General features: G+C 56.5%; 12 protein-coding genes. All 12 read left to right on the plus strand.

The genetic code is table 11. From position 1 onward, the window contains the following. The coding region (locus ACETWG_07480; GenBank protein MFB0516428.1) for a FliH/SctL family protein at positions 1-480 on the plus strand (480 nt) is incomplete at its 5' end. Then, positions 477-1823: a FliI/YscN family ATPase gene (locus ACETWG_07485; GenBank protein MFB0516429.1), complete on the plus strand. Its 1347-nt coding sequence runs from the start codon at positions 477-479 to the stop codon at positions 1821-1823. The genes ACETWG_07480 and ACETWG_07485, both read left to right, overlap by 4 nt. Next, the gene (gene fliJ, locus ACETWG_07490) at positions 1816-2277 is read left to right on the plus strand and encodes a flagellar export protein FliJ (GenBank protein ID MFB0516430.1); all 462 of its coding nucleotides are present in this window, start codon (positions 1816-1818) and stop codon (positions 2275-2277) included. Before ACETWG_07485 ends, fliJ begins: the two co-directional genes overlap by 8 nt. Then, complete coding sequence (locus ACETWG_07495) at positions 2274-2807, plus strand: hypothetical protein (GenBank protein ID MFB0516431.1); 534 nt, start codon at positions 2274-2276, stop codon at positions 2805-2807. The genes fliJ and ACETWG_07495 overlap by 4 nt, the downstream gene beginning before the upstream one ends. After that, entirely contained in the window at positions 2807-4801 is a 1995-nt protein-coding gene (locus ACETWG_07500) for a flagellar hook-length control protein FliK (protein ID MFB0516432.1), read from the plus strand. The genes ACETWG_07495 and ACETWG_07500 overlap by 1 nt, the downstream gene beginning before the upstream one ends. Positions 4802-4816: 15 nt before the next feature. Further along, complete coding sequence (locus ACETWG_07505; protein MFB0516433.1) at positions 4817-5500, plus strand: flagellar hook assembly protein FlgD; 684 nt, start codon at positions 4817-4819, stop codon at positions 5498-5500. Positions 5501-5502: 2 nt separating this feature from the next. Further along, complete coding sequence (locus ACETWG_07510) at positions 5503-5934, plus strand: TIGR02530 family flagellar biosynthesis protein (protein MFB0516434.1); 432 nt, start codon at positions 5503-5505, stop codon at positions 5932-5934. A 132-nt stretch (positions 5935-6066) separates the two neighbouring features. Next, on the plus strand, positions 6067-7707 hold the full coding sequence (locus ACETWG_07515) for a flagellar hook protein FlgE (GenBank protein ID MFB0516435.1): 1641 nt from the start codon (positions 6067-6069) through the stop codon (positions 7705-7707). Positions 7708-7811: 104 nt separating this feature from the next. Further along, positions 7812-8609 carry a motility protein A gene (locus tag ACETWG_07520; protein ID MFB0516436.1) on the plus strand — a complete coding sequence of 266 codons (798 nt, stop codon included), beginning with the start codon at positions 7812-7814 and terminating at the stop codon, positions 8607-8609. Beyond that, entirely contained in the window at positions 8602-9318 is a 717-nt protein-coding gene (locus ACETWG_07525) for a flagellar motor protein MotB (GenBank protein ID MFB0516437.1), read from the plus strand. Before ACETWG_07520 ends, ACETWG_07525 begins: the two co-directional genes overlap by 8 nt. Beyond that, a complete protein-coding gene (gene fliL, locus ACETWG_07530; protein MFB0516438.1) occupies positions 9311-9892 on the plus strand; it encodes a flagellar basal body-associated protein FliL in 582 nt (193 codons plus the stop codon). The genes ACETWG_07525 and fliL overlap by 8 nt, the downstream gene beginning before the upstream one ends. Positions 9893-9902: 10 nt before the next feature. Next, a partial coding sequence (locus ACETWG_07535) for a flagellar motor switch protein FliM (GenBank protein ID MFB0516439.1) occupies positions 9903-10573 on the plus strand: 671 nt, incomplete at its 3' end.

The following is a 10573-nucleotide window of genomic DNA, read 5'->3' on the forward strand; positions in this document are numbered from 1 at the left end:
TCATATAACCTGGGATTTCAAGATGGATTGGGTGCTGAGCGGGAACAACACAGACAAAAGTTGGAAGCTCATGCGCAGCAATTCAGGGAACTGGCCGAACGACTGGAGAAGGAATTCGATCAGGCCTTGACTCGTATGGAGGAGCCCCTGTTGCGCATGAGCTTCCACATTTCTGAGAAAATCCTGACCACGCCCCTGCCCGAGTCCTTTCGGAACGAGGCCTTAACGGGCACTATCCAGTCCTTCCTGAAAGAGGTGCTTCACGAAGGAAGCGTTGTGGTTCACGTCTCACCGGGGAACCTGGCTTTCGTGCAGTCGGAGGAGATGTCTGAAAAGTTCAAGCAATCCTTCCCCGGCAGGATCCGATTTGTGGCCGATGATAGCCTGGGATCCGGTGAATGCCTGGTGGAGACACCCGAGCATATTATTGACGGCCGGTACCGGAATCAGCTGGCGATACTGGAGAGCAAGCTCCTATGACCCTATCTGACCATCTCTCACCCGACCTTGCCCGGCGGTTCGGTCAACTGGACATCGTGGACCCCTACCGCATTGATGGGCGCGTGACGGAGGTGGTGGGACTGATAGTAGAAGCCACCTGCCCGGACGGCTCAGTGGGTGATCTGTGTACCATTGATGTCGAAGGCAGCGAGCCCATCCGAGCTGAAGTGATGGGCTTTCGCGATGGCAAGATGCTCCTCATGCCCCTGGATGCGACGGTCGGCGTGGCCGTCGGCAGTAAGGTAACCCTCAGTCCGGAAGCCTTGACCATCCCGGTCGGACCGCAGCTGCTAGGTCGCATTATCGATGGCATGGGACGACCCATTGATGGCAAAGGGCCGATCCAGGCCAAAAGGTACCAATCGGTCTACAACCAGCCGCCGGATCCGATGACTCGTACGATTATTACCAAGCCGTTCTCTACCGGCATCCGTTCTATTGACGGGCTGCTCACAATCGGCTGCGGCCAGCGCATCGGTATCTTTTCCGGTAGCGGAGTGGGCAAAAGCGTCCTTCTGGGCATGATTGCCCGGCACACCGATGCCCAGGTGAATGTGATTGGCCTGGTTGGTGAGCGGGGACGCGAGGTGCGGGAATTTATTGAACGCGATTTAGGTGCGGAGGCCTTGAAGAACTCGGTGGTAATAGTGGCCACGTCCGATCAGGCAGCCCAGGTTCGCGTGAAAGCTGCTATGACCGCCACAGCGGTCGCTGAGTACTTCCGCGATCAGGGTCAAGAGGTCATGTTGTTGATGGATTCCCTAACCCGGGTCGCCATGGCGCAGCGTGAAATCGGGCTGGCGGTGGGTGAACCGCCGACCACCAAGGGATACACCCCCTCCGTATTTGCGTTGCTGCCGCGATTGTTGGAACGGGCCGGCACCAATCCCTATGCCAGTATCACCGGGCTGTACGCGGTCCTGGTGGAGAGTGATGATCTGACCGAACCCATTGCCGACGCCGCCCGCTCAGTACTGGATGGGCACATCGTGCTCTCGCGCGACCGTGCCAACCGGGGCCAATACCCGGCAGTGGACGTACTCCAGAGCGTCAGCCGTCTGCGGCGGGAAATCACCGACGAGGAGCAAATCAAGCTCGTGCAGCTGGTAGTGGAGGTGCTCTCGGAATATCACGATTCGGAAGACCTGATCAACATTGGCGCCTACAGTCCCGGCAGCAATCCCCGTATTGACCATGCCATTGCCAATATTGATAAGGTGAACGACTATCTGATCCAGGAAGGACATATTAAGTCCAATTATGACGAGGCCAGAGCTGAGCTGGTCAAGCTGTGTGCTGAAATGGAGACGGCTCGTGGCTAGGAAAGGCTTTCAGCATAAGCGGCTGCTTGACGTCAAGGCCCTGATTCTGAACATCAAATCCCTGGCCTTGCGGGAATCGGAAGACATGCATCGCAACCGGTCCAAACGATTAGGCGAAATTCGTGCTCAAAAGCGGGCTCACCTTGATGCAGACAATCCCACTGGCGGCCATCAGCCAGTATCCAGCCGTGACCTGCAGATACACACCTGGTACACCGAGCAGCTCAACGAAGACCTTCGACGCCAGGTACACAAGGTTAGAATGGCGGAGCAGGAGGTGCGGCAGCGGCGAAAGGTGGTTGAGAAATCCGCTAAGGAAAAGCGGACCCTGGAGAAGCTGAAAGAGCACCAGGACCGGGCCGCCCGCCAGGAGACGGAGCGTGAGGAGCAGCGGCAACTGGACGAGATTGCCGGACGACAGCACTCTCGTGGGGAAGGACCGGAGCCATCATGAAGAAAGTCCTCCTGGGCCTCGCCGCGGCATTGATGTTTTTCGTACTTATGATTGTAGTGTTCTTTCTCATTTTCCTTCTATCCGAAGGGGAAGGAGAACTTGCGGAAGAGGGATGGCCGGTATCAGATAAAGAATTGCAGGAGATTATCCAGCAGCGTGACTCTTTGCTGGCTGACGTGGATAGTCTTGTTGCTGTCGTGGCGGTAAGTAATACTGCCCTTGACAGCCTGGGACAGGAGTTGGCTTTCAGGGAGGCCACGGTCAAGTCGCTGGAAAGTCGCCTGCAAGGTAAAGATGCGGAGATCGAATCTCTGCGTCGAGTGGACGTAAATGCTCAAGATATGGCCAGGACGTTTGCCACCATGACGGCGGCCGAACTGACACCCATTATCGCCAAACTCAGCGACGAGGTGGTCCTGGACATTTACAAGCATACAGTCACTAAACGAAGGAAAGTCCTATTGGCAGCTCTCGGCGATGCTCGTGCCGCAGCGCTGACCAACAGGCTAGTGAAACGAAAAGGAAGCTGATGATGAACAGTGGTGGAGCCCAGGTCTCCCAGGCGGGTTCTCCCCAGTTGACCAGCATGAAGGGGAAAGGCAACGGTGCCCTAGCGGCATCGCTGGCCGGCTCTCTTTTCTCTCTGGTCCCCGGTGCCGGTAAAAGCGCCCAGGGATTCGAGGGTCTGCTGCAGCAACTGCTGGGACACCTGCCTGGGCTGGGCAAGCAACTAACTCGCAAGCCGGTGGTTGCGGGCCAGAATCCACCAGAGGGACAGGTTATTTCACGTCCCAAGGTGGCGGCCCCGAACCGGCGGTCAACGGGTTCGGCGAATGCCCCTGTTCTTCGGTTTGGTGAGGCAACCTGGAGATCACCAACCCCGCAAATTCCTGAAGGGCTCGGGATCCAAGTTCCCGGTGCTCAACAGGAGGGGGTGTTATCCTCGGTCGTTGTACCGGCTGAGGAGGTGAGTCCGGGCGGTGCTTCAATGAAGGCTTCCAAGCAACCTGGTTCGGGCGCTGGTTTTCCGGCCTCGGGTCAAGTCCCGCGGCACCGTCCAGCCTCCCACACCCGATCCCAGCCTGGTCTGGGGACATCACCGTCCCGGCAGGCTGAGGGCGTGCGCGGGTCCCCTCCCGACGGAGGGTCCGTGCCGACTCGTAAGGGAAGGGTTCTGGACGGCGGGAAGCCAGCCGAGCCGGCCGGTGTGATGGCGAAAGCGGGCGTTGTGACGAACACCCGGGCGTCTGGAGTTCAACCGACGGTCAATACCGCTGGACAGCAGTCGGAATCTGAAGGCACTGCGGTGTCTTCCCGTTCGGCTGGCGTCCATGGGAACTCCCGCCCAGCTCGCTCCGCTGGTCCACCGACTGGCAAGCCAGCCCACGTGCTGCCTGCGGCCGGTAATAATCAGTCGGACGCCCCTTCATCGGGGGTGCAACGACCGAGTGACCCGTCACGGTCAGATAGCCGGCCGGGGATTGACGTGAGGCCTTCTCGTCCTCGCACTGGTAGCCGGATATCGTCCAACCGTATGCAAGTCCATACGGAGCCGGACCATTCCCCCCAGGGGATTAACGGTAAGGCTAAGGGCGTGACCTCCGGGATGGTGGTCAAGCAGCCCCACCCGCGCGTGCCTTTGACTCGGTCTGATACGGTCGAGCCCAGGCCGCAGGGAGGAGCCGACGGCAATCCAGCCGAAGGGCGCATATCGAACCAGGGGAGGCTGGGAATGAACCTTCCCCAACCGGATCGTCCTGTAGTGCCGGTGACGGCACAGGGGACATCCGGAAGTACCTCTTCGAGCAGGGCAGCGACAGAGCGATCAACCGGACGCGGGACATCCCGGGTGCGGATTGATGGCCAACGTTCAGCTGCGTCCCTGCGAGTAGAGGATAGCAGGGGGAGTGGTTCCCATTCTGCGACCAGCCTCACCAACCAGGACGGATTGCGGCGTTCCCCGTCCAACGACGAGCGGATCAGCCGCGGTTTCGTCAAACCCGTTCAGGTTGGGGTTCAAAGAAGCGGTGAGCGTTGGGGGGATGAGTCCCCTGCTCCCCTGACCCATTCCCTGCCGACATCGGCCCCAGCACCGCTGGAAGTGTCCGCCAGTTTGGCTTCACTTGCCCGGCTGACAGTACTCTACTACAGCCGCTTTGCTGGCGGTGAACAGCGCAGCAGCGTGTTCACTTTCAACGGCGGTTCGCTGGGTAATGTCCAACTCACATTCCAGGAAAGTAATGCCGCAACCACCCTGCATATTGTAGTGGAATCGCCTGAGGCGCGCCAGATGCTCCAGAGGGCGCTACCAAATCTTGAGCAGGAGTGGGCCCATCAAGGACTGAACTTTTCTGATGTGAACGTGGAGGTAGGGGATACCGGTCGTGGGAGTGGTTTCCTAAGCCAGGGAAATCCCACCCGGACCCCAGCCCTCGAATCAGCGGTGATCGATGAGGTCGCTGCTGATGAAGAATCTGAGGGCGTCAGAAACTACGGTTACAATACCGTGGAATTTGTCGCTTGAGAAAGGAGTAAATCCATGGTAGATGCCACACAGGCCACCGGTGGCAGCCTGGTTTTCACAGAAGGAATCCAGTCCAACAACAGTGTGACCATCACCCATGATGAGTTTTTGACGCTGTTGATTGCGGAGCTGGAGAACCAGGATCCCTTGGCTCCCATGCAGAGCCAGGAGATGGCCGCCCAGCTGGCCCAGTTTGGCAGCCTGGAACGCCTGTACAGTATCGACCGGCAAATCGGTGAGAGTCTCAATGTCGACCTGTTGATGACCCAGGCGGTCAACAACACGATGGCCGCGAACCTCATCGGCAGAGAGCTGGTCGCTGTCGGGGATAGTATTCTCTTGAAGGACGGCGGTGCCACGCTCCACTTTAAGCTGGAGGATCCCGCCGCGGAAGTGACTATCACTATCCTCGATGAATCAGGACAGGCAGTCCGGACTATCAGACGTGAAGACCTGCTTGATGGCGAGCAGGAGGTCGTGTGGAACGGAGCCGACGATGCTGGTCGGTTACTGTCCGAGGGTGTCTATCGCTTCAATATCACCGCCAGGGACGCGGATGGCAACCCAGTGAATGCTGTCACCACCGCGTCAGGCATCATTACCGGGATCAGTTATGAAACCGGTATGGCCGTTCTGCTGGTGGGTGATTTGGAGTTCCCCATGGGCAACGTGATTTCCATCCGCATACCGGAGGATTAGACATGCGACCAGAAGAGTTGGAACTCCGTACACGACTACAGCCGCTTAGGCCGCCGCAAGCGGGGCCGGGATCGCGCACTCAAGGCGCGACCTCAGCGGAGAAAAAATCCGCCTTCTCCAAAGTGCTGGCCGGAGAGCTGGCCTCCCGGGGGCAGGCAGCCGGTATATCGACTCCGACAACCGGTGTTGAATTCTCCGCCCATGCCCTGACGCGGCTGCAGGAGCGGAACGTCATGCTATCACCTCACAACCTGCAACGCCTGGACCAGGGAGTCCGGCTGGCGGAACGGAAAGGCAGTGTCAATACTCTGGTCCTCATGGACGACACGGCCTTCATCGTGAGCGTGAAGAATAAAAAGGTGATTACGGCAATCACCAAAGATGCGGCTGTTGCAAATGTGTTTACACAGATCGACAGCGCGACGATAGTTTGACATAGAAACGGCAAGGCTGGCCCCAACAAGCCCTCCTGAAATTTCAGGAGTGGCGTTCAGGGAAGCCTTGATCCTGCCGAACGACAGAAGCAGGGTCTTTGCCAAAACCTGAAATGATAAGGGGATTTTACAATGCTGAGGTCACTTACATCAGCAGTAACGGGGTTGAAAAACTTCACGGTCCAGCTGGACGTGTTGGGTAACAACCTCGCCAATATCCGGACCCTTGGGTTTAAGAGTAACCGGGTAACTTTCGCGGATGCTCGAGCCCAAGCGCTGACGGGACAAAAACAGGTTGGTCTGGGCGTGAATCTCAATGCCACCGACCTGGATTTCACCCAAGGAAACCTGGAGTTTACCGGTACGATTACCGACCTGGCCATCGCTGGGAATTCGTTTTTCATCCTGAGCGATGGCGAAAAGAACCGGTATAGTCGCGCCGGGAACTTCTTCTTCGACAACCAGGGCATCCTGATCAATCCGAATGGATTGGCCGTCCAGGGTTGGAGAGCCGACCAGGCAGGGGAGATTAACACCTCCGGTCCGTTGCAGGACCTCTTCCTGGACAAGAACCTGACCTCTCCGGCGGTCGAGACAGAAACCGTCTTTATGTCCGGGAATCTGGACGCCACTCTCGTGCCCATGGCGCAGGTGTTAGCATCGGGTATTCCGCTTACCCTGCGGGTGGATGACAGTGCCGCGTCTGAAACGGATAACCTTAACGATCTGAATCAGACGGCCACACCACTGATTGCCGGGAATAAGATCGAAATCGGTGGCACCAAGGCCGATGGGACCGCCGTGTCCGCTACCTTCACTTACGGTGCGGGCAACGACGGGATCACTATCGCTGATCTCCTGGACGTGATCGATTCGGCCTACGGTGGGCAGTCAGTTGCATCCATTGATGCCGATGGGAAGATCCTGCTCACGGATGTGCTGGATGAAGATGGCAAGATCGTGGGCACGGATGTGGAAGCCGACGAATCGGCTACGAGCCTGACCCTAAGTAGCAGCGCCGCTATCTCACTGCCTACTTTCGAAACAAGTGTGGAAGGGTTCACAGGTACGGCAATAACCTCCACGACTATCTACGATAGCCTTGGTGATAGCCACAACCTTGTTATTACCTTCACGCATATGAATGTGGACAACAAGTGGAGGTGGGAAGCCGAGTTTGTTGGCGATGAGACCATCGTGGATGGAGGCAGCGGTACCATCCAGTTCAACAACAGAGGAGAGGTTGTCGCTTTCGACGTGGATGGTCTCGCGACCGGGATTACGGTTGATCCCGAGAATGGTGCCGCCCAGTTTACAGTAGAGCTGGACGTACAGGGTGGAGATGCCTTCTCTGGGGTGAGCCAGTTTGCCGGTGATCCCACTCTGAGAGTCCACCAACAGGACGGCAGGCCTATCGGTGACCTGCTTAATTTCGAGATCGATACGGAAGGCATCCTGACGGGTATCTTCTCCAACGATGAGACCGTTACCCTCGCCAGGATTGCCCTGGCCGAGTTCCCTAACCCGGTCGGGCTGCTACGGACAGGTGACGCACTGTTCGACGTAAGTTCCAGCTCCGGAACCCCGTTTATCGGGGCCGCTGGCGAACAGTTCAACACGTCCATCCTTTCCGGATCGCTGGAGATGTCGAACGTGGACCTTGTGCGGCAGTTTACCGATATGATCACTGCCCAGCGTGGCTTCCAGGCTAGCGCCAGGGTGGTCACTACTGCCGACGCGGTGCTGGATGAAACCATGAGGTTAAAACGATAATCATCGTTTAGCTTATATTGTTTAAATCTGCCGCTCAGGCTACCCCGCCCGGATCGGGCGGGGTAGCCTGAGAGCGGAGAGCGTAACTGTATAGGAGAAGTTAATTGGATATCGCCACTATTGCGGGGATTCTGGCGGGTTTTGGCCTGATCGTCGGAACCATTGTCATGGGTGGTGGCAGTTCTACCTTCGTCCACATACCTTCGTTTATGATTGTATTCGGCGGGTCATCAGCCGCCACGCTGGTTAACTTCCCCATGGAGAAGGTGATCGCGACCTTCAAGGTGGCTGCTAAGGCTTTCCGCAAGGAGGAGAATAAAGAGGTAGAGACGGTTCAGCGCTTTTCCGAACTGTCCCGACTTGCCCGTCGTGATGGCATCCTGGCATTGGACCGGCAGCTGCAGGAGATAGACGACCCGTTCATGAAGGTAGGGCTGGAAATGGCCGTGGATGGTACCGAGCCTGATACGATCCTCGACATCATGGAGACGGAGATCACATCTCTGATAGAGCGACACAAGACCGGCCAGGGAATATTTACCTCCCTGGGTACCTACGCCCCCGCTTTCGGTATGATCGGTACCCTTATCGGTCTGGTGAAGATGCTCGGCAGCCTGGACGATCCCAGCAGCATTGGACCCTCCATGGCCATCGCCTTAATTACTACATTTTATGGTGCCGTGCTCGGCAATCTGGTCTACCTTCCCATGGCTGGTAAGTTGAAAACCAAGTCCACCAGTGAAATCATGTACAAACGGATGATCATTGAGGGCGTCATGTCGATCCAGCGGGGCGTCCATCCTAAGAATATTGAGCGGAAGCTCATGAACTTTATCGCTCCCAAAGACCGCGCCATCGAAGAAGAGGCTGCGGAGGAGATCGTAGGAGAAGAAAGTGGCTAAAAAACTTATGCCTGAAGACGAAGGCATGCCTGGTGCTCCCCACTGGATGACAACCTATGGAGACATGGTGACCCTGCTCCTGACGTTTTTCGTCCTGATGTTTGCCATGTCGTCCGTCAACGAACAGAAGTTTTTACAAGCCGCCGCCTCGTTGGCACGGGCCCTGGGTGTTTTGGATAAAAATGTGAGCTTGATCGGAGAGATGTCCCCGGCTATCGGGACTAGCGGAATGGCCCGGGAGCAAATTGATATGGTGGAAAGCATGGAGCAGATCGCCGAGATCTTCCAGGAAGAGGCTCTCCAGGAACTGGCCTCGGTTGAGGTTACGGGTACCGGTGAGGTCCTAGTGCGTATGGGCGACGAGGTGTTGTATGATCCTGGCCAATCGGAGCTAAAATCGCAGGCTGAGAGAGTACTGGCAAGGATTGCCAGCTCGGTCCAAGGGCGGACGGAAACGGTCTACGTAAAGGGGCATACTGACAACGTTCCTATTAGTACTCCCGAGTTTCCTTCTAATTGGGAGCTGTCGGGTGCCCGCGCCCTGAGTGTTGTTCGATTACTGGAAAAGCAAGGGGTCCCGCCTGAGCAACTGGCGGCGGTTGGCCATGGTCAATATAATCCCATTGCGCCCAATGATACCCCGGAGGGCAGAGCCAAAAACCGCCGAGTGGAACTCTGGATTACGTGGAGCAGCGTGGCAGATGAGTGAAATTGAACAGCGCGGCGTCCCCATCGAAGAACCCGAAGAGCCACTCGAGGAAGAGGAGGGGGAAAGAGAGCGCCGGCCGCTCCCACCCTTCGTTAAACTGATCATTTTGGTAGCTAGCGTTTTGATAATGGCCGCTGGGGCTTTTTTCCTGACACAAAAGGTTGTTCTACCTCGGATTACGAAGACTTCCGTAGGGGAGAAGATCACTGAGGTTAAGCAAAAATTGCAGAGGCCGAAGAAAGAGAAAAAGAAGGAGAAAGAGAAGAAAGGCCCGGTGATTAAACACCCCATCACCGGCATTACAGCTAATCTCGCGGGTTCTATGGGGCGGCGGTTTGTGGCGATGGATATCATGGTGGAAACCACATCGCAAGAATCGCGGAACGAGATGATCGAAAAAGAGTATCAGATACGGGATGCCCTTATATTTTACTTTGGAGGGCGTACTATCAGGGAAATTTCCACCAGGCAATTCATGCTAACCGCTCGTGATTCAGTGTGTAGTATCATCAACTCGATCATCGAGAGTGAACCGGTGGATACTGTTTTCTTTACCACTTTTCTTATCCAATAAGGAGATTGTTGTGGCCAAGATACTTAGCCAAGCTGAAATAGACGCGCTCTTATCGACAGTCTCGGAAGAGACGGCCGAGGTGACGAAGGCGGAAGGAGGCCCGCCGCGGCGGGTAGTGCTTTACGACTTCAAGCACCCCAACCTTATCTCCAAGGAGCAAATGCGGCTGCTGGAGAATCTCCACGAGAACTTCAGCCGGAACTTCGGCGTGTTTCTCTCTGCCCAGCTGCGCATGATTGTGGAAATCGAACTTCTGGCGATCGACCAGCTGCTCTATTCCGAGTTTGTCATGTCCATTGCTCCACCGGGGGCCCTGTACGTCGTAGATATGGATGAGCCGGAGGGCCAGGCAATTGTGGAACTCAGCCCCAGCCTGGTCATCTTTATCGTAGAAAAGCTGTTTGGAGGCAAGGGCTCCATCTCCGCGTCGACTTCACGGCCCGTTTCCGCCATCGAACAGAAAATCATGAAGCGGGTAATGGAACGTGCGACGCAGGAATTAGCTAGTATCTGGAGTCCGGTGTCTACTATCAAATTCAATATCAGTCGCTATGAGAGTAATCCTGAGTTCATTCAGATTGTGCCCTCCGCCGAGCCAGTGGTGGTGGTCTCTTTGCAGATCAAGATTCACGACCACAAGACCCTGATGAATTTCTGTTATCCCTACCGCTGGCTGTCGGA

Source organism: Candidatus Neomarinimicrobiota bacterium (assembly GCA_041862535.1).
In the GTDB taxonomy this organism is placed as follows: domain Bacteria; phylum Fidelibacterota; class Marinisomatia; order SCGC-AAA003-L08; family TS1B11.

What these genes read in the sequence shown, in the direction of transcription:
- ACETWG_07495 (MFB0516431.1), top strand. Translation starts at nt 2,274, where the DNA reads ATGAAGAAAGTCCTCCTGGGCCTCGCCGCGGCATTGATGTTTTTCGTA.
- ACETWG_07485 (MFB0516429.1), top strand. Translation starts at nt 477, where the DNA reads ATGACCCTATCTGACCATCTCTCACCCGACCTTGCCCGGCGGTTCGGT.
- fliL (MFB0516438.1), top strand. Translation starts at nt 9,311, where the DNA reads ATGAGTGAAATTGAACAGCGCGGCGTCCCCATCGAAGAACCCGAAGAG.
- ACETWG_07510 (MFB0516434.1), top strand. Translation starts at nt 5,503, where the DNA reads ATGCGACCAGAAGAGTTGGAACTCCGTACACGACTACAGCCGCTTAGG.
- ACETWG_07505 (MFB0516433.1), top strand. Translation starts at nt 4,817, where the DNA reads ATGGTAGATGCCACACAGGCCACCGGTGGCAGCCTGGTTTTCACAGAA.
- ACETWG_07500 (MFB0516432.1), top strand. Translation starts at nt 2,807, where the DNA reads ATGATGAACAGTGGTGGAGCCCAGGTCTCCCAGGCGGGTTCTCCCCAG.
- ACETWG_07515 (MFB0516435.1), top strand. Translation starts at nt 6,067, where the DNA reads ATGCTGAGGTCACTTACATCAGCAGTAACGGGGTTGAAAAACTTCACG.